This is a genomic window from Pseudomonas sp. G3-39, from assembly GCF_054790485.1.
In genome coordinates, this window is sequence record NZ_CP186497.1 from 3,041,699 (window position 1) to 3,062,999 (window position 21,301).

The window sequence follows — 21,301 nt, forward strand, 5'->3', positions numbered from 1 at the left end:
TTCACGTTCCGCATCAAGGAACACAAGAAGATCCGCCGTGTAATCGCGGAATTGGATTAGGCCAGGTTGGCAGGGGAATGGTCAGATTCGCTCTGGCTCACCAATGACTATAGTCGTTGATGACGCTTGCCGTAGTCGCTGAACGAATTTTCGGTACCCTCAAGTGCCAACAACACTTACGCGCTTATCTTGCTGCCATTTCAGGCGGCGCTTTAACACGATGATTTTGGAAGCTATTTCGCCACTTCAGACAAATCTACATCTGCTTTCTGGACGACAACGGCTGCCCGTTACGACAAGCAGAAACCGACCAGAGGCAGACACTGACACCGCCTTCAGGTCGACAGAATGAAGGTTGATATGGGAAATGCTCTGGACAAACGAGTCGTTGTCATTAGTGCCGGCATCGTGGGCGCTTCGCTGGCGTATCACCTGGGTGATAAAGGCGGGAATATCACCTTGGTTGAGGCTGAAGGTAATCAAAGATGCGGCTCGTGCAGCGATGGTGCTGTACCTAACGAATAGTCGAGATCGGTCTTCGGGAAGCTGAGCGGTAGCCTTTGCGAATATTGTCACTGACCGCTTTTTGCCGAAAGTAGCCGATCGGCGCGCTGTATGTGTGAGGAATATTTCTTTAAGGGAAAACCCTCATTGCTGGGCCTACCTCACGCTACTAGCATGAACCTCGGCAATCGGCCCATTCGTAGGAGAAACCCATGACTACCTTGCAGAGTGACGACAAGCGCCCCACTCCGGATCAGGCGGAGGACAATGCCTTTTTTCCCTCCCCATACTCGCTTAGCCAATTTACCTCGCCAAAATCTGATCTGAGTGATGCGGATTACGCTAATCCCTACCGAGGTGGCCGCTGGAAGATTTTGCTGATTGGCGCCGATGAGCGCTATTTACTGACCGACAACGGAACAATGTTTTCCACCGGTAATCACCCAGTCGAGACATTGTTGCCCATGTATCACCTCGACAAAGCCGGTTTCGCGTTCGACGTTGCGACCCTGTCAGGCAATCCAGTGAAATTCGAGTTCTGGGCCATGCCTAGCGAAGATACCGAGGTAAAGGATTTCTACGCCAAATACCGTGAGCAGTTCAAAAAACCTTTGAAGCTGTGCGAAGTGGTTGAGAAGGCGCTGGGGCAGGATTCGGATTACATCGGCGTTTTCATACCTGGCGGGCACGGCGCGCTGATTGGATTGCCGGAGAGTGCCGACGTGAAAGCGGCTTTGCATTGGGCAATCACCAACGACAAATTTGTGATTTCCTTATGTCACGGCCCAGCAGCAATGCTCGCGGCGGGCATTGGTGAGTCAAGGAACTCCTTCATATTCAACGGCTACAAGATCTGCGCATTTCCAGACAGTCTCGACGCAAAGACGCCCGACATAGGGTATATGCCTGGGCATCTGACGTGGAAATTTGGTGAGCAGTTGAAATCCTTGGGAGTTGAGATCATCAATCAGGATATTTCAGGTGCGACGCTCCAAGACCGCAAGTTGCTGACCGGCGACAGCCCATTGGCAGGCAACAATCTGGGCAAGTTGGCAGCTGAAGCATTGTTGAAAGAGGTTGCATCGGAGTGAGCGACGGGCCGGCCGAAACAGCGATGCGCGCTGCTCTGGAGATAGAGACGGCGCGCACGCTTGAATCAATCAAGAAATCCGTCAGGGGTTTCGCCACACCCTACGGTTATGATCGATTCGTGCTGTTTTCTGCATCGACGGCAAGTGAGGAAGTGGTTGAGCATATCTACTGGGTCGAAGGCGATTGGTTCGATAACGGTCAAGCGGTGGATGCCGAGACTTACGTTCGACATTGTCCGGTGACTCGTCACCTTTTGAATGCTCGGCAATCCTTCTTCTGGCAGAAAGAGCAGGTCAAGGGAGAAGAGCGTTACCGGATGATTCGTTCTCCAGGTGGACCAGGAATTCAGGGGTTGCAGGTGCCAGTTTTTGGTCCACAGGGGCTTGAGGGCGCAATGAGCTTGGGGGGGGAGCCGGTGGATGGGAGCGCGCGGGTGCGCTTGGGACTCAGCCTGGTTGCGACGGCCGCTTTTTTCGCGGCTCGGCGGTTGCTTGAGGCGCCATTGGACGAAGCGTTAAGAACCCTTTCCCCGCGAGAGCGCGAAGTCATGGAATGGACGGCTGCCGGAAGACGGCAAGCGGATATTGCAGCGACTCTCGGTTTGTCGGAGCGTACAGTTGAAAATCACCTGCGCTCAGCACGCCGACGTCTGGGCGTGACAACGACAGCACAAGCCATCAGGATGGCCATTCGTAACGGCGAGATCGATGGGTAAGGACGCGGCAAGATCGAGTGCTAGACGGTTTGGACTTCCAAGTAATTTCCTCATCAACTGATTGAGTGTCCACTGTTGGCCGCGAGACGCCACTCCCGAGCGCCTGCTTTTGGCCGATAGCTGCCAGCCAACGTCAACTATTTCCAACTCAGCGCAGACATTACACGGGATGGCGTTGGATTATCTCCAAACGTCATTCGAAGCCGTTCTTCCGCCATCCTCACGCCCCGTGTTCAAAATACCTCTTGGCACGCTCTTCAATTTTGATGAGCGATGGAATTCACCGGTACTGAATTCCATCCGGTCATCGCGGCCCCTGCACCCGATTCATGTGGTGTGCTGAACCAGTGATCACAAATACCAGCGATACTCCCGCGCACTGATCTCTTGCATGAACGCCAGGTGATCCTGACGTTTGTTCTCGCAATACACGTCGACAAACTCGGCGCCCAGTCCTGCACGCAGTTGCGGCTGATGCTGCAGCGCGCGCACGGCGTTGAGGATTTCCGTCGGGAAATCGATGCCGCTGTTGCGGTCATCGTTGAGGGGCGGGATCGGCTCCTTGCCTGATTCCAGACCATGTTCCAGACCCACCAGAATTGCCGCCAGCACCAGATACGGGTTGGCGTCGGCGCCGGCCAGTCGGTATTCGATGCGCAGGTTTTTCGTGTCGGATTCAGGAATGCGCAGGCAGGCGTCACGATCCTCGTAACCCCAGCTCGCCTTGGTCGCGGTGTTCACCGTGCCGCTCAGGCGGCGCATGGCGTTCTGGTTCGGGGCGAAGATCGGCATGCTGTGCGGCAGCAGATCCAGGCAACCGGCCACCGCATGGCGCAGTGCTTGCTGGTGATTGGCGGCCAGCAGGTTATTGCCGGCCGCGTCATACAGGCTGACATGCACATGCATGCCGCTGCCCGGATGCTCCACGTACGGTTTGGCCATGAAGCTGGCGCGATAGCCATGCTTGAGCGCGACTCCACGGGTACTGCGACAGAACAGCGCCGCCCAGTCGGCGGCACGCAAGCCGTCGTCCAGATGGCCGAAATTGATTTCGAACTGGCCCGGCCCCAGCTCGGCGGTGATTACCGTGGCGTCAATGCCCTGAGCTCGCGTTGCTTCTACCATTTCGTCGAGCACCGGGGCGAAGCGCGACAGACGCTCGATGTGCATGTTCGGCTGATCATCGGTATCGTCCGTCAGTTCGTCGCGGGGGAATTGCGGCAGGCCGTCGCGAAGTTTTTTGTCGAACAGATAGAACTCCAGTTCGAAGGCCACCACCGGGTGAATACCCTTGGCTGCCAGTCGATCCAGCACTTTCGCCAATACCTCGCGGGGTTCGAATTCGATCGGTTTGGCGGTGCCGTCGGAGGTAATCAGCATCTGCCCCAGCGGTTGCGCTTCCCAGGTCACCGGTTTGAGCGTGCCCGGCACCAAGCGGCGCACAGCGTCCGGGTCGCCGTCGTTGAAGCAGTAATCGCCGATCTTGAACAGACCGCCCTGCACGCCCAGCAACACGCAGTTCTGCGGCAGTTTCAAGGCGCTGCCTGCAGCGACTTTTTCGAGCATGTCCACCGGATAGCGCTTGCCGTAAAAGTGCCCCGGAATGTCCAAGGAAATCAGGTCGACATAACGCACCTCGGGGTAACGTTGGCGAAACGCGCGCACTTCGGCGAGCAGGTCAGAGCAGACAGCGTCCATCGTGTTCATCCTTTGTTGTTATCAGGTGTAGACCCAGAGCACGCGAGTCAGCTGCCCGGTGAGATTGCCGTAACGGCAATGGGTGTGACTGTCGAATTGAAAGCTGTCTCCGGCCCTCAAGGTGACCGGCTCGTCGTCGTTGCCCAGCCACAAGGTCAGTTCGCCTTCGAGCACGTAACCGCCCTGCTCCGAGCTGTCGCTCATGTGGCGGTCGCCGCTGCTCGCGCCCGGCTCCAGATGACTTTCGAGCATGGAGAACGAGGCACGCATCTGCGGCGACACCAGAATGTCGGTGATGCCGTTGGCGTAATACAGCGTGCGTCGTTCGTCTGGACGGGTGACCCACGGCACTTGTTTGGCTTTGGGCAGGCTGTAGAAATAGGTGGTCGGCACACCGAGGGTTTCACTGATCGCGGTGAGGTCGGCCACGGTCGGGCGCGACAGCCCACGTTCGACCTGCGAGAGAAAACCCACCGAACGGCCGATCTTGTCGGCCAGCTCTTTGAGGGTGTATTTCTTGTGCTTGCGCAGGTCGTGGATCAGGATCGCCAGCGCGGCGATTTCTTCTTGCTTGTTCATGATCAAAATCTCATCAAATGCTGTCGCGCAGCCGATACCAGGCCTTGCCGATGGCCTCCAGCGGTGCGGCGAAGTGCTTGCCGCCGGGGAAACGGCCATTGCTCAGGCCCTGGTACAACGCCAACTCATCGTCCTTCCCGAGAATCGCATCGGACACCGCACGGGCGGCGGCCAGCGTCGGCAACACGCCGTGCCCCGAATAACCCTGAAGCCAATAACGATTGCCCTCGCCGCCGACATCCGGCGTACGGTTCATGGTCAGATCGATATGCCCGCCCCAAGCGAATTCCACCTCTACACCTTTAAGCTGCGGAAACACGCGTTCGAGAAACGGCCGAGTTGCCGCCGCAATGTCCTTGGGCATACCGCCCAGATAGGTGCAGCCGCCCCCGAACAGCAAGCGGTTGTCCGGCGTGCGACGGAAGTAATCGAGGACGAACTGGTTGTCGGTCACGCAGACGTTGCTCGGCAGCAGCGCAGTGGCTTGCTCCGGCGTCAGCGGTGCGGTGGCGACTTGATAGGTGCCGACCGGCAGGATGCAGCTTGAGAGTTGCGGATCGAGTTCATCGAGATAGGCATTGCAGGCCAACACCAGCACGTCGGCCTTCACCGAACCGTACTCGGTGTTGACCCGGTAACCGTCGCCTTCGCGCTGATAGCTCAGCGCTTTGCTTTGTTCGTAGATATACCCGCCGGCACGCTCGATGGCGGCGGCCAGGCCGAGGGCGAGTTTCAGCGGATTGAGGTGCGCGCCTTCGGCGTCAAAGAGGCCGGCCTGATAACGATCGCTGGCGACCCATTGCGGCAAGTCTTCACGAGGAATGAACTGCAGACCGTCGTGGCCCCACTTGTGACTGGCTTCGTGTTGCCACTCAGTCAGCAGGCTGACTCGACGCTGCATCACCGACGTCCACAAATGGCCGGGGCGATAGTCGCAATCGAAACCATGCCGCCCGGGCAATTCACGCAGCTCCTGCGCGGCCCAACGCATGCCGTCCCACAGACGCCTGGCGCGCTCATGGCCGAGCGCGGCTTCCAGCGGCGGCATGTCGCACGACCAGCCCAGAATCGCCTGTCCGCCATTACGTCCCGACGCGGCCCACGCCACGCGACTGGCTTCCAGCACGGTGACGCGCTTGCCGGCCAAGGCCAGACGCAACGCGGTGTGCAGCCCACTGAAACCGGCGCCGATGATCACCACGTCGGTGTCGTGCGCACCTTCCAGCGCCGGCCGTGTGCTGAGAATATCGGCGCAACTGTGGGCGTAATAACTGGCGACATGCTGTTGGGATTGCTGAAACATTCGGCGCCTCATGAAATTTATTTCTTATAATTTCATGAAAATCTACAGAACAAATTTCATATCGGCAACCGACAACTGTTTCACTCACACAGATCAATGCTCCAGCGCATAACGCCGGCAATGCTCCAGATAACCTTTCTCATGTTTACCAACCAACTGCACAACACTGATCCACAGCCACGACGGCGCATCCAGCGTCTTCGAGCGACACGCTTGCAGTTCACGCATCCATGAAGCCCGAGTGCTCATGTCCATCTGCCGGGCATGGGCCAGCCCCACGACCCGGGCCAGATAGCCGGCGGCGAGCATCGCGTCGGTCTGGCTCAACTGATCCAGTTCCAGTTTCATGTCTTGTGGCAGCAGTTCGCGGATGAAGAAGCCATGGTCGAGCACGCGGGTGGCGATCATCCGATTGCCCAGGCCCGGGGAGAGAAACCGCGCACCTTCGACCACGCGTTTGCCGTTGTCGCGCGGCATCGCGGCTCGCGCCACCCGAGGTGCGGCGGCGGCAATCGCTTCCTTGATATCCAGCAGGCAATATTCCTGATCGTCGCCCTCGCCCACCCCCAGCAACACCGCATAACGCTTGAGCCCCAGCGAGCTGCAGCCTTTGACCCAATAAGCCGAGTCGAGCATTTTCACCCGGTCGTCCTTTGAGCGCCCCTTCAGGGACGTCACCAGCGTATGGACGTCAGGCGTTGCGCAAAGCGATTTCAGCGCGCTGCGCTCTTCCCGTGACAGCGACCAGAAATGCTTGCCCAGCGGAATAGTTGGTTTGGTGCTCTCGATGCGCTCCTGGGCCAGATGCTTCCAGGTGCGCTGCACCGCGCTGCGCATGCCGGCCTTGACTTGCGCGGGTCTTGGCGGCTCTTTGTCGACGTCGTCTTCGAATGCTTGTTCATAGCCGCGCATCATCTCTTCAAGCATGCGCGCGGTGGCGACGCCGGGCAGGTCCGAACCTCGGGCGGCGGTGGCCAAGGAAAGCGCCAGACGCACCAGATCATGCGCGGGGTTGCCGATAACGGTTTGGTCGAGGTCGCGGATGTGAATGTCGATGCGCCCCTTCAGATCGCCGGTCGGCCCGAGATTGCCGGCGTGACAATCGCCGCAGATCCACACCGCCGGCCCCTTCGGTAAGTTGCGGCCCGGTTGGCTGTGCAGCCACTCATAAAACTGCACCGTACTGCCACGGACATAGGCGTGGGCGGAGCGAGCCATTTTCAGATTGCGCAGTTGTGACAGCGGTTCAAGACGTGCGGAGGGCCGTGGGGTTTTCATGGACGCTTCTTGCAGTGAATGTGTCCTGTTGACCGCCCGTCACGAGCAAATGTTTCAAAGTATTACAAAGGCAACTCAACCCGCGCCAGCAAGCCACCGCTGCTGCGATTGCTCAAACTCAGTTCGCCGCCCTGCTCGCGCACAATCGCCCGCGCCGCCGACAGCCCGAGCCCGACGCCACCGGTTTCCCGGTTGCGCGAGGTTTCCAGGCGGAAAAACGGGTCGAACACCCGCTGCAACGACGCTTCGGGAATCCCCGGCCCGTTGTCACTGACGTCGATGCACACGCTGTAACCGTCGCTGCTCAGGGCGATTGCCGGCTGCTGCGCGTACTTTTCGGCGTTTTCCAGCAGATTGACGATCACCCGTTTGATCCCCAGCGGGCGGCCCTCGTAGACCAGATGCGCCGGGCCGTGGAAATCGATGGCAATGTTCTGGTCGCGGTAGTCGTCGATGATCGTCTGCAACAGTTCCGACAGGTCGAACGCGGTGCTTTGCTCCGGCTGAGTGTCTTCCCGAAAGAACGCCAGTGCCGCGTTGATCATCGACTGCATTTCTTCGATGTCGCGGATCAGTTTGCCCTGATGATCAAAGTCCTCCATGAACTCGCTGCGCAGGCGCATACGGGTCAGCGGTGCGCGCAAGTCATGGGAAATCGACGCGAGCATGTGCGTGCGTTCGCTGATGTAGTGCTGAATCTGCGCCTGCATGGTGTTGAAGGCGATGATCGCCTGGCGGATCTCGTCGGGGCCTTCGACTTTGATCGGCGGCGCACGCAGATCTCCGCCAAAACGCCGGGCGGCGCTGGCAAAGCGTTGCAGCGGTTTGGCCAGTTGCTGCGTGGCCAGCCAGGCCACCAGCACGGTGGCGATCAGGCCGAGGGCGATGATGATTGCGATGCGCGTGCCGATGTCCAGGCCCCAGGAGCGTTCGGGCGAAGAGAACAACAGCCAACTGGCATCCGGCAGTTGAATCAGCGCCGCATAGCGCGCCAGCGGACTGCCGCTCGGCCAGTCAGCGGGATTGAACACCCGAATGTCTCGCTCATCGCCCAACAACTGATGCAACCCCGACGTCTTGTTGGCGATGAGCTGCGTGCCACCTGCTGGCAATCCAAGTTCGTCGCGGTGCGCACTCCAGGTCACCTCCTGCGTCGGGCCGGTTGCTGCGTGCGCCAGTTTCGGGCGTAAAGGCGCTGGTGCGGCCTCGATCACTTTGACGGTCGCGGCAATCTGCTCCAGCAAACCGGTACGTTCAATCGGTGGCCGCGCCCAGGTCCCCGCAACCTCCACGAACAGGAAATTGAGTGCCAGCGAAGCCAGCATGGCCGCGACAATCGTCAGCGCGATCCGCCGACTCAGCGGATCACGGCGCAGGAATCGATGGATCATGAACGAGTGACCTTGGCGGTGAACATGTAACCGCCGTTGCGCACGGTGCGGATCAGGTCCGGGCGTTTGCTGTCCGGCTCGATCTTGCGCCGCAGGCGGCTGACCTGCACGTCGATACTGCGATCAAAGGCGTCGTGGCCCTGACCACGAGACAGGTCGATCAATTGTTCGCGGGTAAGAATGCGCTGCGGGTGTTCGAGAAACACCACCAGCAGATCGAACTCGCCGCCGGACAGCGGAATCATCACGTTTTCCGGGGAGCGCAACTCGCGACAGGTGATGTCCAGATGCCAACCGGCGAAGGCGATCACCGGCCGCGACGGCTCGCTCGCGGGGCTGACCTGTTCACCGGCGCGACGCTGCACGGCGCGCAGGCGCGCCAGCAGTTCACGTGGGGCGAACGGTTTGGTGACGTAGTCATCGGCGCCCAGTTCGAGGCCGACAATCCGGTCGCTCAACTCGCCCATGGCAGTCAGCATGATGATCGGAATGCCCATCTGCGCGCGCACTTTCTGGCACAGGCTCAGGCCACCTTCGCCGGGCAGCATCAGGTCGAGAATGATCGTGTCCGGGCGCTGCTGGGCAATCGCCGCCCACATCGCTGCGCCGTCGGCGGCAACATCGACCTCGTAGGCGTGCTGGACGAAGAACTTTTTCAGCAGGGCCAGAATTTCCACGTCATCGTCGACGATCAGCAGTCTGCTCACGGGCACAGGATCCTCAGGCCAAAAAAGAACGCATCTAAAACTATTCTGGCGGGCGGGTCATATATTTCAATCGAGCAACATTCCGTCGTCCCGGACATCAAGCGGACATTCTGCGGCAAAACCCCTCAGGCACCCTGCACGCCATCAACAACCGGGGGGCATTCAATGAGCGCATTGCACAACCGTTATACCGCCGAGGGCCACGACGCCCGCTATCCGTTGATTCTCAGCCAGCGCACCAGCGCGCCTGAGCAGGATACGCCGCTGTTGTTCCAGGAGTTCTGCCTGGGCCTGTCAGATGATCAAAGCCGAATCGTCCTGCGCCGCTATTTCGAGCAGTACGGCCCCGGCGATTCGCAATGGGTGGAGTACGTGCATTCGATTCCGACCGCCGACCTGATCCAATGGATCATGAGCCACGGCCAGCTGCACATCGAATGCTCGGACAACACCACGCCGCTCTCCTCCCCAATCACTGCCCGCGCTTGAACGACGCGAGGCAAAAGCGCAAAACAAGGATTCGCATGATCAGAAGCCATTGCTTGATGTCGGTACTGTGTACGGCGTCCCTCAGCCTTTCGGCCTGCAGCAGCAAAACCGTCGAACCGCAGAAGTACACCGGATTTCTGCACGATTACAGCGTGCTCAGCGAGCGCCAGTCGCCATCTGGGCAGACGGTGCTGGGTTGGGTCAGCCCGGCGCTGGCGCGGGGGCGTTACACCCAGGCCTATCTGGCGCCCAGCCAGTTCTACCCGAGCGCCGCGCCGACCGAGCGGATCCCGCTGAGCACGCTGTCCGGCGTCACCGACTACTACGACGCCGCGCTCAGGCTGGAACTGGGCAAGGTCATGCGCCTGATGCCGCAACCCGGCCCGAACACCCTGACCATCAGACCGGCGATCACCCGCGTCGCCGCCAGCACCCAGGGCCTGCGTTTTTATGAATGGCTCCCGGTGACCTTGATTGCCGCCGGCGTGAGCACCGCAACCGGCATCCGCGATCAGGACAGCGAAATCACCACCGAAGTCTCGTTCGAGGACGGCACAACCGGCGAAGTGGTCGCCGAAGTCGTGCGCAAGGGCATCGGACTACCGCTGGAAAACGACCAACAGGTGCTGACCGCCGATGACGTCAAAGCGGTGCTGGACGGTTGGGCCAGTGATCTTGGGAAGTCCTACCTGGCGACCCGTCGTTAGCCGAGCGACTTTTTCAGCTAGCCTTGCTCACTGAATGTGCTGACCTATTCGCGAGCAAGCCCGCTCTCACAGGGGAACTGCATTCCAATGTGGGAGCGAGCCTGCTCGCGAAAGCGGTGTGTCTGGCAACTAGTCACTAGAGACTTTCAGCGATCGAAAACACCGTAGACAAGGTCTTGAGCAATCTGCCGGGTTACCAGTTGTTCAAGGACACCACCACACGCTTTGCCGGAATGGAAAACCCCGACGGCTCGAAGGTCGGCCTGATTGCCGAAGAACAAGGCTGGCGCTTGTGTCTGGTGGTGGAAAGTCTCGATGACTGGATGACAGTGTACATGCCGGATGGCGGAACGGCCGGTGGCACGGCGGGCGAAGTGCGCTTGCTGCAGGCCCGCGAGGTGATCATTACCGAGCTGTCGTGGCTGACCATGGCCGCCGGGTTGCGCCGTGGCGGACGCGGGATGCTGGAGCAGATGCAGCCGTGGTTGCCGAAAACCTGAAAACCACTACTCGCTGCTCAAAATGCCATGGCAGATCAAACCCAGCACACCGCGCATGTGTTCGGCATGTGCTGCCCGGTCCGGCTCAGGCTCGGTCGCCAGACGGATAAACGCCATGTTCGCGTACTGGTTGAACAGCGTCGCCGCCACATCGAGATCGACTGACGCCCGCACCTTGCCCTGCGCTTGAAAATGCCCGAGCAGCGCCTTGGTCTCTTCGATCACCGCCGCATTCCACGGACTCAACGCCTGAGCCAGTTCGCCCGTGAGCAGAAACGGCGCCAGTTCACGCCACAACGAGGCCGGCATCGCTTGCAGTTGATAGTCGGTCATCAAGCCTTCGAACTCGCACAGCGCCTCCAGCGGATCACTGTCGTCGTCCAGATTGGCCCGCGCATCGCGCATCGCCTGCTCGTCCGGCTGCTTGAGCAAGGCCAGCAGAATCTCCTGTTTGCCACCGAAATAATTGACCACCGTCGGCGCGGAAACCCCGGCCTGGACCGCGATCTGGTCCAGCGTGGTGGCCGCAAAACCGTTGGTCTTGAACAACTCCAGCGCTGCCTGCGCGATGACTTCCCTGCGCTGTTCCTTTTGCCGTTCTCTGAGCCCGCTCATGGTGCTGATGTCCTGTCTTGCTGATCGGCGTCAGCCTACGGATTTCTTTTTTCACCGACAAATATTTTCTTTACAAAAATATTTTTAAGTGACAAATATTGGCCGTGCACCGCTGGAATGAACGCGCACCCACTTGCCCCGTTTCTCTGGAGAACCGCCATGTCCGCCGAATTCGATCCGACCCGTAGCACCCGCGATTATCAGGCCGCCGACGCCGCCCACCACATTCACGCGTTCGTCGACCAGAAGGCGCTCAACGAGGAAGGCCCGCGGGTGATGGTCAGCGGTGATCGCTTGGCGCTGTGGGACAACGACGGCAATCGCTACCTGGACGGCATGTCCGGCCTGTGGTGCACCAACCTCGGTTACGGGCGCAAGGACCTGGCCGCTGCCGCCACCGCGCAGCTGCAACAACTGCCCTACTACAACATGTTCTTCCACACCACTCACCCGCAGGTGATCGAGCTCTCCGAGCTGTTGTTCAGCCTGCTGCCCCAGCACTACAGCCACGCGATCTACACCAACTCCGGCTCGGAAGCCAACGAAGTGCTGATCCGCACCGTGCGCAAGTTCTGGCAGGTGATGGGCCAGCCCGAGAAGAAAATCATGATCGGCCGCTGGAACGGCTACCACGGCTCGACCCTGGCCGCGACGGCGCTGGGCGGCATGAAATTCATGCACGAAATGGGCGGCACCATCCCTGACGTGGCGCACATCGACGAGCCGTACTGGTTCGCCCACGAAGGCAACCTCAGCCCGGAAGAATTCGGCCTGCGCGCCGCACGGCAACTGGAAGACAAGATCCTCGAACTGGGCGCCGACAAGGTCGCCGCGTTCGTCGCCGAACCGTTCCAGGGCGCTGGCGGCATGATCATTCCGCCCGCCACCTATTGGCCGGAAATCCAGCGTATCTGCCGCCAATATGATGTGCTGCTGTGCGCCGACGAAGTCATCGGCGGTTTCGGTCGCACCGGCGAATGGTTCGCGCACCAGGCCTTCGGTTTTGAACCGGACACCCTGTCAATCGCCAAAGGCCTGACCTCCGGCTACATCCCTATGGGTGGGTTGATCCTGTCGCGACGCATGGCCGAGGCGTTGGTGGAAAAAGGCGGCGTGTTCGCTCACGGCCTGACCTACTCCGGGCACCCGGTGGCGGCTGCGGTGGCGATTGCCAACCTCAAGGCGTTGCGCGATGAAGGCGTGGTCACTCAGGTGAAAAACGACACCGGCCCGTACCTGCAGAACTGCCTGCACGAAGTGTTCGGCAACCACCCGCTGGTGGGTGAGGTTCAGGGCGTCGGACTGGTGGCGGCATTGCAGTTCGCCGAAGACAAAGCCACCCGCAAGCGTTTCGCCAACGAGAACGACATCGCCTGGCGCTGCCGCACCATTGGTTTTGAGGAAGGCCTGATCATTCGATCGACGCTGGGCCGGATGATCATGGCCCCGGCATTGATCGCCACACGGGTCGAGCTGGATGAACTGGTCGACAAGACACGCATCGCCGTGGAACGCACGGCTCGCGAATACGGCGTGCTGTAACGCATACCCCTTGTAGGAGTGAGCCTGCTCGCGATAGCGGTGTGTCATTAACATCGATCTAAACTGATCGACCGCTATCGCGAGCAGGCTCACTCCTACAAGGGAATCAGGTATGCCTTGAACTCAGCACATCGGCTCAATCCGGCACGGATGATCGTGCCCATCATCAGAGACCTTCCCTGATTGTCGGTCCCTCACGATGGCTCCCTCAACACCACGCTTTGCGTTGTTGGCACTGCTTTGCGCAGCGAGCGACAGTGCTTTGGCCAATGACTTCTTCGACGACGCCAAAACCGAAGTGCTCAGCCGCAACTTCTTCCTGAGCAACGACTACCGCTCGCCCTCTCCCTCCGGCAAAAACTATAAACAGGAATGGGCCCAGGGCTTTATCGGCACGTTCACCTCTGGCTACACGCCAGGCACTGTCGGATTCGGCATCGATGCCCACGCCTTTCTCGGCCTGAAACTCGATGGCGGCAAAGGACATTCCGGCACGGGTCTGTTGCCGGTCGACAGCAATGGTCGCAGTGAACCGAACTACTCCAGCGCTGGCGGCGCGTTCAAACTGAAAGTTTCGCGCACCACCCTCGCGTTCGGCGAGATGACCGTGGAAACGCCGGTGTTCGACACCTCGGACAAACGCCTGCAACCGGAATACGCCACAGGTTTGCTAGTGAACAGTCGTGAAATCGACAACGTTAACTTCACGGCCGGACACTTCACCGCATTCAAGAATCAGGACAGCTCCTCAGGGCGCGGCGACTTTTATGGTTACGGCGCCAACACCGAAGCCGGCGGAATCAGTTTTCTAGGCGTGGACCTGTTCGGCGACAGTCCGGTCGGTGGATCGCTTTACGCCTCGGACCTGAGCGACACCTGGCATCAGTACTACGCCAATCTGCACTTCAAACAGTCCGGCCTGTTGCTCGATGCCAACCTCTACCACACCCGCGATACCGGTCGGGCGCTGGCCGGCGCGATCGACAACACCGCGTTCAGCCTGTCCGGCAAGTACAGTTTCGGCGCGCACGCGGTCATGCTCGGCTGGCAACGCATAAATGGCGACACGCCGTTCGATTTCGTGGGCGGTGACTCGATCTACCTCGCCAACTCGATCAAATACGCCGACTTCAACGGCGCCGGCGAACGCTCCTGGCAAGCACGCTACGACCTCGACCTTGGCGCTTTCGGCATCCCTGGCCTGACCTTCATGACCCGCTACGTCTCCGGCGACCACATCGACGGCACTCACGCGCCCAAGGGCGGCGCGTACAACCCGTTCGATGCCGAGACTGGCGACTATCAGCCGCAGCAAGGCGCTGGCGGCAAGCATTGGGAACGGGATATCGATCTGAAATACATCGTGCAATCGGGCACGGCGAAGGACCTGTCGGTGCAGCTGTCGCATGTCTCGCACCGGGCCAACGAGGCACAGGCCGGGGATGATATCGACCGGATTTATTTAGTGATTCAGTACCCGTTGGGGTTCTGATGGCTGGTGGTTAAACCCAGCCTCTGGCCCGATGTCGCCCTACGAATCCATCGACTGGAAAAACTCCGCGAAGCCGCCGACAACGAAACCCTGCTGGTACGCGCCAGCCTGCCCCCCCTGTGGGAGCGAGCCTGCTCGCGAAAGCGGCCGATCAGTCGGCATAGACGTTGAATGACGTACCGCATTCGCGAGCAGGCTCGCTCCCACAGGGGATTCAGTGCGTCATGGATGCTGCGGTAATCGGCGGAAGGCAGCCGGAGTCGAACCTGCCCGGGAACGGATGCCGTCCCCAACCGGGTTTGAAGCCCGGCCGCGCCACCGGGCGCGATTGCCTTCCTTTGAACTCAGGGTGCGTCGGCGCTGGCCAGCGCGTTGTCATGGCGGGTCACCCGGGATTCGCCGATGCGTCGGGTCAGGCCGAGGCGGTCGAAGTATTCCAGGTACTGAATACAGCGCTTGCGTCCCAAGCCTAGCGTATCACTCTCCCAATTAACGTCTTACAAAAAACTCCTAGTTCCAGATAAGTTATATCTACTTAGAACTTTTTGGATCTTTGGGATCTTTGGTTTTTTTTAAACCCTTAATGCTTGTTTTATTTTGCCCTAGAAGCTCAGCCAATGACGTGACGTTTTTCACTTCAATATCTCGAGAGATAGGCTGCTGCTTTAACAAATCGGCCAGTTTGGCTAGGCTATTTTCTGACTCGCTAAAGCTAGATAAATTCCATGTCTTCGGCACCTTCAATTCATACAGGTATTTATTTAGATTGTCCGAAGCACTAATGGATTTGGCGCGAATAATTTCATCCATCCAAGAAGAGTAGCTAGCAAGTGCCTCCTTACTCGAATTCGCCTTTAAGCTTTGAATATCGCTCTGAAGCTTTTTAATTGTTTCTTGATACTCATTCCCCGTACCTTTAGCAACTGCCAACTCTCCAACCAAAGCATCCATCTTTTTCAGCGTTTCATCGCGCTCATTAGTAAGCTTGGAAGTTTTCAAATCATTTAAAGCAAATGCTACCGATAGCTCCTTTACGAATGTACCCATTTCATCGGCGCTGCCAGCCATCCTATTGAATATAGTTAGAAAATAATTAACCAATGCATTATCCGAGAAGTTAGGATACCTAATTTTATGGTCAATTTCACTCCAACCTTCTTCAAATATTGTCCGTACTTGCACCTCCACAAGGCACTCGCGAATAGTCGGTTGCGTCTTCAAAACATAATGTATAGATCTATAGCCAGCTGGGTGTGGTTTTTCATCAAAAAGCTCCTTTTTGAAGTTTTGAGGCGTAGTATCCCCCGTCCGAATATAATGTATTGGAGGAGTTTCGTGCAGATTCCACTTTGCACGAATTGCTAAATCTATACCTTCATATTCATGTTTAAATAGATGCAGCACCCGCACACCGATAAGATCGGTAATTATAGTATGATAGTTATCAACTCCAATATTTTCGTATTTTTCCGAACGCTCCGACTTTTTCCTTATTATTTTTGCAACAAGATGATCTGGATCCTTAATTCTCCATCTCACGGAATGAACACCATCCGTTGCTTGAAATGCTGAAGCAAAGTAACTCGCCGTTGCTCGCAAGTCTTCTGATCTGACAACATGATCTGCTGCAATGTCTTGTAAAGTGCTCCAGTCTAACTGACAACCTTCCCATACTTCCTGAGAAATATTATTTGTAGCCAAAAATGACTCAAGAGAGTTTTCCATATGCACGCTTCGTCCATTCGATTTTATTTGGGGGCTGGTTATAACTTTCCGTTCAACAACGCGATTTCACTTCCAGTAATTTTCAGTGATTGACTCGCATTTCCGACTCAGTCCTCATCGTCCTTGAGAAATCTGAATTTTAGCCAGAGCAACAACAGTATTTTTGATGCTGTACATATTCTTCTCAATCCGTCTAGCTTTTTATTTGTCATCCGTATGCGGAGCACCTTCGGGACAGCGGCGACATACCTTGGTAGAAGTAACACAGACTTAGCAAAGCCCAGATTTCTCAACAGGCAAGATTCCGATGTGTTGCAACTGGACCATGTGTGGTCTGGTTTAATACTAAATTGGGTGCGATACCACTTCAATCATCTGCATGGTCAACTCCTGTGGGTGTGAGCATTGCGTAATTGGCGGAAGGCAGCCGGAGTCGAACCTGCCCGGGAACGGATGCCGTCCCCAACCGGGTTTGAAGCCCGGCCGCGCCACCGGGCGCGATTGCCTTCCTTTGAACTCAGGGTGCGTCGGCACTGGCCAGCGCGTTGTCGTGGCGGATCACCCGGGATTCGCCGATGCGTCGGGTCAGGCCGAGGCGGTCGAAGTATTCCAGGTACTGAATACAGCGTTTGCGTCCCAAGCCTAGCGCATCACGGAAGGTTGTCACCTGGATCGACGGATTTTCCTGCTCCAGTTGCAACAGAATGTCGGCGATGCGCCGCAGTTGCCCGTCAGACAGAAACAGGTCGCGCACCACTTGGTGCATCAATCCCAGGCGCGCCAGTTTGCGCAACAGCAGGCGCACCACGGCATCCTCCACGCCCAACACGTTGGCGACATCACGTACCCACGGCGGATCAAACTCGGCCTGTTCGAACAGCGGCTGCATGCGCTGCCACAGGGTTTCGTCTTCAGCACTCAAACGCACCTGATGATCCGGCAGATGCAACCACGGCCCGCTGGCGTTGATCGACCCGGCAGCGCGCAGTTCTTCCAGCAGGCTGACAAAGGTCGAACGTTCCAGCGCCAAACCGCTGAAGCGTCGCAGGCGATCGCGATCCGGCCCCATCTGGTCCGGTTCCAGTTCGTGCAGTTTCGCCAACTGCTCCAACAGGGTGAACTTCAACTGCCCCCAGCGCTGCACGTTGAACAGCACCGGGCCCTGGCGGGTGTCGATCAGGCGCACGTTGGCTGGTAGCGCCCAGTCTTCACGCTGACGATTGAATTGACGCTCCAGCCGTTGCGGATCGAGGCCGCCAGCGCTGTGGTCGAGCAACAGCGGCAGCGCTTGTTCAAGACTGTCGCTACCCGCCAGCGCTTGCAGTTGCGCCTGCCGCTCCGGGCTGCGGCGCTGCCGGGCCGGGGCGAACGGGTCGAGCACCTGCCCGCCACCGAGGGTGCGTTGCGCGCTGTGGTCACGCAGGATCAGGCGATCGCCCTTCACCGCGTGCACCGGGGCGTTGATCAGCAATTGCGCGAACATGCGCTGACCGGGACTCAAGCGCGGGCCTTCGAGCAACGCCACGCGGGCGATGACGTCTTGCGTACCGAGGTGCACATGCACCGGGTGAAAGTGTTCGAAGGTGCGCTCACCGGGCAACAACTGAAACTCGATATCGACCCGTTGCGTCGGTGCGTGCAGCCATTCGGCCAACAGCCATTGGCCACGATGGATCTGCTCCAGGGTCAATCGATCGCCACTGATGTTCAGTGCCACCCGTTGCCCGGCGAAGGCCTGCTCGGCGGGCTGGTTTTGCGCGTGCAAGCCCCGCACCCGCACCGATTTCCCGGACGGCCCGAGGGCCAGTTTGTCCCCGACTGACACCGTTCCCGACAACGCCGTGCCAGTGACCACAATCCCGGCGCCCGCCACGCTGAAGGCGCGGTCGATGGCCAGGCGAAAACCACCTTCGCGACTGCGCTCATGCACTTCGCTTTGAATCTGCAGCAAGCTCTGGCGCAGTTCATCGACGCCCTGCCCGGTCACGCTCGACACCGCCAGCGTCGGTGCATCGGCGAATGGCCCGGCTTCGAGCAGATCGAGAACCTGGCGCTGCACCTCCTCCACCCTGCCCGCTTCAACCCGATCGCATTTGGTGATCGCCACCAGCGCCCGGGGAATGCCCAGCAACTGAACAATCGCCAGATGCTCGCGGGTCTGCGGCATCACCCCGTCGTCCGCCGCCACCACCAGCAACACCAGATCAATGCCCTGCGCCCCGGCAAGCATGTTGTGGGTGAATTTCTCGTGGCCCGGCACGTCGATGAACCCGGTCAGCCCGGCACCGGCTTCCAGTTCCGCGTAGAGATAACCGAGGTCGATGGTCATCCCACGCTCGCGTTCCTGCGGGCGGCGGTCGCCGGTTTGGCCGGTCAGCGCTTGCAGCAGCGAGGTCTTGCCGTGGTCGATGTGCCCGGCGGTGCCGACGATCACGACTCGACCTGCAACTGCGGCAACTGCGCCAGCCACGTCGGCTCGTCGTCGAGTTGGCGTAGATCGAGCCACAGCGCGTCGTCGTCAATTCGACCCAGCACCGGAATCGGCAAATTACGCAACGCAGCTTCCAGATTCAGCAGACAGCGCCCGCGCAAGCGTTTCGATACCTGCGGGCGCAGGCAAAGCGCTGCACTCGGCAAACGCGCCACCGGTTGGCTGCCGCTGCCGATCATGCCCAACGCCTGCACGGCGCTGACCTGCCACGGTTCGCCCAAGACTTCAGCCATCGCCGGTTGCAAACGGCAAGCCTGGACGAGAATGTCGGCTTGCGGGCGAGTCAACAGCCGCAAACTCGGCAGTCGTTCGGCGAGGCGATCCGGGTCGCGATACAGGCCCAGCACCGCTTCCAGTGCGGCCAGAGTCAACTTGTCGACACGCAAGGCGCGTTTCAACGGATTCTTCTTGATCTTCGCGATCAGGTCTTTGCGCCCGACAATCAACCCGGCCTGCGGCCCGCCGAGCAATTTGTCGCCGCTGAAGGTGACGATGTCCGCACCGTCGAGCAGCGCCTGCCTTACCGTCGGTTCCGCCGGCAGGCCCCAACGGGTCAAGTCCAGCAGACTGCCGCTGCCCAGATCCTCCAGCAGCGGCAAGCCGTGCCGATGCGCCAGCTCGGCCAGTTCGGGGGTGGGCACCCGGGCGGTAAAGCCTTCGATGCTGTAGTTGCTCGCATGCACGCGCATGATCAAGCCGCTGCGCGGGCTGATCGCCGCTTCGTAGTCGCGGGTGTGGGTGCGGTTGGTGGTGCCGACTTCATGCAGGCGCACACCGGCGCGGGCCATGATGTCGGGAATGCGGAACGCGCCGCCAATCTCGATCAGCTCACCACGGGAGATGATGCCCTCCTTGCGCGCACCAAGGCTGTTCAGGGTCAGGAGCACCGCAGCGGCATTGTTGTTGACCACGGTGACGGCTTCAGCGCCGGTCAGCTCGCGGATCAGGCCTTCGATCAGGTCATCGCGATCACCGCGTTTGCCACTGGCCAGATCGAATTCCAGATTAAGCGGATAACGTGCGGCCATCTGCACCGCGTCGATGGCTTCGTCCGGCAGCAAGGCGCGGCCCAGATTGGTGTGCAGCACCGTGCCGGTCAGGTTGAACACCCGCCGCACGTTGCTGCGCTGTTGCTGCGCCAGACGCTCGCCGACGCGGCCGGCGAGCACTTCGGGGCTGATTTCAATGGCAGACAGTTGACCTTGCAACACGCTGAGCCGCAGCTCATCAAGCAACTGCCGCAAGCCGCTCAGCAACGCCTCACGACCATAACGCTCGGCCAGCGGCAGACAGGCCGGGTGACGCAACAAACCATCAATGGAAGGCAACCGCAGGGCAACACTCGAAGACATCAGCCACTCCCGAAAACAAGACTCTCCGGCATGACCTGACGCAACGCGTCTAAATACAGCACACCGGCCCCCAATTGCGGGAGCGGGCTTGCTCGCGAATGCGGTGAGTCAGCCACAAATGATCTGACTGACACGGCCCCTTCGGGAGCAAGCCCCTTCCCACAGGTTTTTCAGGAGTGTAGACGCTCTGGTCATTCGTCTCCCGGCGCCAGCAACAGATTCGGTGCCAGACGCTGATAACCGTCCTGCGCCAGACGCATGTCGAGCAGCAGGCTGCTGAGATCGGCGGACAACGCTTCGCCTTCGGCATCGTTCTCCAGATAAACCAGTTTCAGGTAGCTGTTGCAGCTGGGGCACACCTCCGCACGAATCGGCGCCTGATTAGCGGCGTGGCGATCGTCCTCCAGGCTCAAGTAATCCAGGCCTTTGCTCGACTCGCAATACACGCACTTGACCCGCACCACGTGCCATTCGCAGGCGCACAACGAACACACCAGATAGCGCAGGCCGTTGTGTTTGCCGCGATGGCGGATCACCCCGGCCATCGCCGGTGAACCGCACCCCGGGCACTGGCTGAGGCTGTCGCCGGGTTTCAGTTGCAGGTTCGGTGCGCTGAGCAGCCAGTGGCTCCACGCCGCTTGCAGCCCGGCGCCGAGAAACGGTACCAACTGCGCCGGCACCATCGAATATTGACCGCTGACCAACGCCACCGCCCACGCACGCAACTGGCCGGCACTGGCGCTGCGCAGTGTGGCGAGCGCGTCGACTACGGCGGGTTGATCGGGCGGCACATAGCGTTGCAACAGAGCATCCAGATAAACCTGCCAGCCCTCCTCGCGCACCAATGTGTCGGCAGCAAACGGCGGCAAACCATGTTGCTGACAGGCTTCGATCCTTTGCTGATCAAACGGTGCCGTCAGCGGTGGATCGTCGAAAACCTGCTGCTGAGCCCGGCACAATCCGGCGATCAGTCGCAGGTAATCGGCCAGCGGATGCCCGTGAGCCAATTGCTCCAGGCGCTGGGCGCGCAAGGTGAACAGGTTGTGCGGCGGCAGGTGCAGAAACGGCGGCGAACTGGCCGCCGCCTCGATTTCCCCGGGTTCAAGAATGGTTGCCAAAAG

The 21,301-nt window shown here is 59.4% G+C and carries 18 protein-coding genes, 2 tRNA genes and 2 pseudogenes; 8 read left to right on the plus strand and 14 right to left on the minus strand.

All coding sequences use genetic code 11. The features are described 5' to 3' along the window. Positions 1-360: 360 nt before the first annotated feature. The 3 genes and pseudogenes from ACOYXG_RS13450 to ACOYXG_RS13460 all read left to right on the plus strand — a co-directional run. Positions 361-474 (plus strand): annotated as a pseudogene (locus ACOYXG_RS13450) (FAD-dependent oxidoreductase); the annotation flags it as partial. Positions 475-716: 242 nt separating this feature from the next. After that, positions 717-1,595, plus strand: a complete 879-nt coding sequence (gene hchA / locus ACOYXG_RS13455) for a glyoxalase III HchA (RefSeq protein WP_336836303.1) — start codon at positions 717-719, stop codon at positions 1,593-1,595. Between the two features lie 23 nt (positions 1,596-1,618). Continuing rightward, positions 1,619-2,311, plus strand: coding sequence for a PA1136 family autoinducer-binding transcriptional regulator (locus tag ACOYXG_RS13460; RefSeq protein WP_219737903.1), 693 nt, complete (start codon positions 1,619-1,621; stop codon positions 2,309-2,311). A 351-nt stretch (positions 2,312-2,662) separates the two neighbouring features. Here the strand turns inward: ACOYXG_RS13460 and ACOYXG_RS13465 are convergent, their stop codons facing one another. From ACOYXG_RS13465 to ACOYXG_RS13490, 6 genes are all read right to left on the minus strand, one after another. Then, the gene (locus ACOYXG_RS13465) at positions 2,663-4,009 is read right to left on the minus strand and encodes a glutamine synthetase family protein (RefSeq protein WP_460358347.1); all 1,347 of its coding nucleotides are present in this window, start codon (positions 4,007-4,009) and stop codon (positions 2,663-2,665) included. A gap of 21 nt (positions 4,010-4,030) precedes the next feature. Continuing rightward, the gene (locus tag ACOYXG_RS13470) at positions 4,031-4,588 is read right to left on the minus strand and encodes a helix-turn-helix domain-containing protein (RefSeq protein WP_027614278.1); all 558 of its coding nucleotides are present in this window, start codon (positions 4,586-4,588) and stop codon (positions 4,031-4,033) included. 13 nt (positions 4,589-4,601) lie between these two features. Beyond that, the gene (locus ACOYXG_RS13475; RefSeq protein ID WP_460358350.1) at positions 4,602-5,891 is read right to left on the minus strand and encodes an NAD(P)/FAD-dependent oxidoreductase; all 1,290 of its coding nucleotides are present in this window, start codon (positions 5,889-5,891) and stop codon (positions 4,602-4,604) included. Between the two features lie 93 nt (positions 5,892-5,984). Further along, positions 5,985-7,169: a DUF2252 family protein gene (locus tag ACOYXG_RS13480; RefSeq protein ID WP_460358353.1), complete on the minus strand. Its 1,185-nt coding sequence runs from the start codon at positions 7,167-7,169 to the stop codon at positions 5,985-5,987. A gap of 62 nt (positions 7,170-7,231) precedes the next feature. Beyond that, a complete protein-coding gene (locus tag ACOYXG_RS13485; protein ID WP_460358355.1) occupies positions 7,232-8,560 on the minus strand; it encodes an ATP-binding protein in 1,329 nt (442 codons plus the stop codon). Next, positions 8,557-9,267 (minus strand): response regulator, encoded by a 711-nt coding sequence (locus ACOYXG_RS13490; RefSeq protein WP_027614282.1) that lies wholly within the window; start codon positions 9,265-9,267, stop codon positions 8,557-8,559. Before ACOYXG_RS13490 ends, ACOYXG_RS13485 begins: the two co-directional genes overlap by 4 nt. 165 nt (positions 9,268-9,432) lie before the next feature. On the opposite strand from ACOYXG_RS13490, the gene ACOYXG_RS13495 reads away from it, so the two are divergent. From ACOYXG_RS13495 to ACOYXG_RS13505, 3 genes are all read left to right on the plus strand, one after another. Then, a complete protein-coding gene (locus ACOYXG_RS13495; RefSeq protein WP_460358359.1) occupies positions 9,433-9,756 on the plus strand; it encodes a hypothetical protein in 324 nt (107 codons plus the stop codon). A 56-nt stretch (positions 9,757-9,812) separates the two neighbouring features. Next, a complete protein-coding gene (locus tag ACOYXG_RS13500) occupies positions 9,813-10,463 on the plus strand; it encodes a DUF3313 domain-containing protein (RefSeq protein ID WP_460358362.1) in 651 nt (216 codons plus the stop codon). Between the two features lie 176 nt (positions 10,464-10,639). Further along, entirely contained in the window at positions 10,640-10,963 is a 324-nt protein-coding gene (locus tag ACOYXG_RS13505) for a hypothetical protein (RefSeq protein WP_256584842.1), read from the plus strand. A 6-nt stretch (positions 10,964-10,969) separates the two neighbouring features. Here the strand turns inward: ACOYXG_RS13505 and ACOYXG_RS13510 are convergent, their stop codons facing one another. Continuing rightward, on the minus strand, positions 10,970-11,578 hold the full coding sequence (locus ACOYXG_RS13510) for a TetR/AcrR family transcriptional regulator (RefSeq protein WP_096796743.1): 609 nt from the start codon (positions 11,576-11,578) through the stop codon (positions 10,970-10,972). 159 nt (positions 11,579-11,737) lie between these two features. On the opposite strand from ACOYXG_RS13510, the gene ACOYXG_RS13515 reads away from it, so the two are divergent. Then, on the plus strand, positions 11,738-13,120 hold the full coding sequence (locus ACOYXG_RS13515; RefSeq protein WP_460358365.1) for an aspartate aminotransferase family protein: 1,383 nt from the start codon (positions 11,738-11,740) through the stop codon (positions 13,118-13,120). A 199-nt stretch (positions 13,121-13,319) separates the two neighbouring features. Beyond that, positions 13,320-14,612: an OprD family porin gene (locus ACOYXG_RS13520; protein WP_027614287.1), complete on the plus strand. Its 1,293-nt coding sequence runs from the start codon at positions 13,320-13,322 to the stop codon at positions 14,610-14,612. 244 nt (positions 14,613-14,856) lie between these two features. Here ACOYXG_RS13520 and ACOYXG_RS13525 read toward each other — a convergent pair. The 7 genes and pseudogenes from ACOYXG_RS13525 to fdhE all read right to left on the minus strand — a co-directional run bounded on the left by ACOYXG_RS13525 (position 14,857) and on the right by fdhE (position 21,298). Continuing rightward, a tRNA-Sec gene (locus ACOYXG_RS13525) sits at positions 14,857-14,949 on the minus strand. A 7-nt stretch (positions 14,950-14,956) separates the two neighbouring features. Then, positions 14,957-15,091, minus strand: a pseudogene (locus ACOYXG_RS13530) (SelB domain-containing protein); the annotation flags it as partial. A gap of 52 nt (positions 15,092-15,143) precedes the next feature. After that, positions 15,144-16,337, minus strand: a complete 1,194-nt coding sequence (locus ACOYXG_RS13535) for a RelA/SpoT domain-containing protein (protein ID WP_097090504.1) — start codon at positions 16,335-16,337, stop codon at positions 15,144-15,146. A 414-nt stretch (positions 16,338-16,751) separates the two neighbouring features. Further along, positions 16,752-16,847 (minus strand) — tRNA-Sec (locus ACOYXG_RS13540). 7 nt (positions 16,848-16,854) lie between these two features. Next, positions 16,855-18,771: a selenocysteine-specific translation elongation factor gene (selB, locus tag ACOYXG_RS13545; RefSeq protein ID WP_460358451.1), complete on the minus strand. Its 1,917-nt coding sequence runs from the start codon at positions 18,769-18,771 to the stop codon at positions 16,855-16,857. Continuing rightward, positions 18,768-20,180 carry an L-seryl-tRNA(Sec) selenium transferase gene (gene selA, locus ACOYXG_RS13550; protein WP_460358369.1) on the minus strand — a complete coding sequence of 471 codons (1,413 nt, stop codon included), beginning with the start codon at positions 20,178-20,180 and terminating at the stop codon, positions 18,768-18,770. Before selA ends, selB begins: the two co-directional genes overlap by 4 nt. A gap of 191 nt (positions 20,181-20,371) precedes the next feature. Further along, entirely contained in the window at positions 20,372-21,298 is a 927-nt protein-coding gene (gene fdhE, locus ACOYXG_RS13555) for a formate dehydrogenase accessory protein FdhE (protein WP_460352231.1), read from the minus strand. Positions 21,299-21,301 lie beyond the last annotated feature (3 nt).

Bases quoted from the DNA above. Each gene is read 5' to 3' on its own strand.
- ACOYXG_RS13520 (WP_027614287.1), top strand. From the start codon at position 13,320: ATGGCTCCCTCAACACCACGCTTTGCGTTGTTGGCACTGCTTTGCGCA.
- ACOYXG_RS13470 (WP_027614278.1), bottom strand. From the start codon at position 4,588: ATGAACAAGCAAGAAGAAATCGCCGCGCTGGCGATCCTGATCCACGAC.
- ACOYXG_RS13480 (WP_460358353.1), bottom strand. From the start codon at position 7,169: ATGAAAACCCCACGGCCCTCCGCACGTCTTGAACCGCTGTCACAACTG.
- selA (WP_460358369.1), bottom strand. From the start codon at position 20,180: ATGTCTTCGAGTGTTGCCCTGCGGTTGCCTTCCATTGATGGTTTGTTG.
- ACOYXG_RS13500 (WP_460358362.1), top strand. From the start codon at position 9,813: ATGTCGGTACTGTGTACGGCGTCCCTCAGCCTTTCGGCCTGCAGCAGC.
- ACOYXG_RS13495 (WP_460358359.1), top strand. From the start codon at position 9,433: ATGAGCGCATTGCACAACCGTTATACCGCCGAGGGCCACGACGCCCGC.
- ACOYXG_RS13515 (WP_460358365.1), top strand. From the start codon at position 11,738: ATGTCCGCCGAATTCGATCCGACCCGTAGCACCCGCGATTATCAGGCC.
- ACOYXG_RS13510 (WP_096796743.1), bottom strand. From the start codon at position 11,578: ATGAGCGGGCTCAGAGAACGGCAAAAGGAACAGCGCAGGGAAGTCATC.
- ACOYXG_RS13460 (WP_219737903.1), top strand. From the start codon at position 1,619: ATGCGCGCTGCTCTGGAGATAGAGACGGCGCGCACGCTTGAATCAATC.
- ACOYXG_RS13535 (WP_097090504.1), bottom strand. From the start codon at position 16,337: ATGGAAAACTCTCTTGAGTCATTTTTGGCTACAAATAATATTTCTCAG.
- hchA (WP_336836303.1), top strand. From the start codon at position 717: ATGACTACCTTGCAGAGTGACGACAAGCGCCCCACTCCGGATCAGGCG.
- ACOYXG_RS13465 (WP_460358347.1), bottom strand. From the start codon at position 4,009: ATGGACGCTGTCTGCTCTGACCTGCTCGCCGAAGTGCGCGCGTTTCGC.
- ACOYXG_RS13475 (WP_460358350.1), bottom strand. From the start codon at position 5,891: ATGTTTCAGCAATCCCAACAGCATGTCGCCAGTTATTACGCCCACAGT.
- ACOYXG_RS13485 (WP_460358355.1), bottom strand. From the start codon at position 8,560: ATGATCCATCGATTCCTGCGCCGTGATCCGCTGAGTCGGCGGATCGCG.